General features: G+C 63.7%; 1 protein-coding gene and 1 pseudogene. Both read left to right on the top strand.

Going from position 1 to position 606, the window contains the following annotated elements; translation table 11 throughout:
• The coding region (locus tag ACPUER_RS37035; protein ID WP_425133612.1) for a helix-turn-helix domain-containing protein at positions 1 to 401 on the top strand (401 nt) is incomplete at its 5' end.
• Positions 398 to 606: pseudogene (locus tag ACPUER_RS37030) on the top strand (hypothetical protein); the annotation flags it as partial. The gene ACPUER_RS37035 and the pseudogene ACPUER_RS37030, both read left to right, overlap by 4 nt.

Raw genomic sequence — 606 nt, 5'->3', positions numbered from 1 at the left:
ACCCGGACATGCGCACGCGGGCAGCCGCTCTGCTGATGCTTGCGGGCGGCAAGCTGCGTCCGATGGCCGTCGGCGCAAGACTCGGTGTGAGCGGTCAGTCGGTCTACAACTGGACCCACACGTGGCGCGAACAGGGTGTGATCGGATTGCTGGTCAAGATCGGTCATAAAGGCGGACGGCCTCGTGCGTTGAGCGACGAGATGATCGCCACGGTCGTGCGCATGGCCTCGGGCGAGCCGCTGACGCGCGAGCAAATCGTTCAGCGCGTCGAGGCTGAATTCGGCCCACTGCCGTTCGGGCATCTCGATACGCTGAGCATGGTGCTCAAGCGGGAGGGTTTTACGTTCAAACGCAACCGCCTGTCGCTCAAAAAAAACGCGACCCGGTGGCATTCGCCGTGAAACAGGCCACGCTCGACAAGCTGCAGCAGGCCGCGCGCGAGGACGCCATTCGCCTGCCCTACCTCGACGAGGCTGGCTTTTGCGGATCGCCGTCGGTTCAGCGTAGCTGGTCACCACGAGGCTTGCCTCACGAGATCGAACCGAACATGCACTGCCGGCGTAGTGTTCTTGGCGCCCTGGACTACGGCGCCAACACGCTGATCCA

The organism is Burkholderia sp. DN3021 (genome assembly GCF_049805555.1).
In the GTDB taxonomy this organism is placed as follows: domain Bacteria; phylum Pseudomonadota; class Gammaproteobacteria; order Burkholderiales; family Burkholderiaceae; genus Burkholderia; species Burkholderia pyrrocinia_C.
Note: the sequence above shows the minus strand (reverse complement) of the source record. Positions and strands in the feature narration are given on the sequence as shown.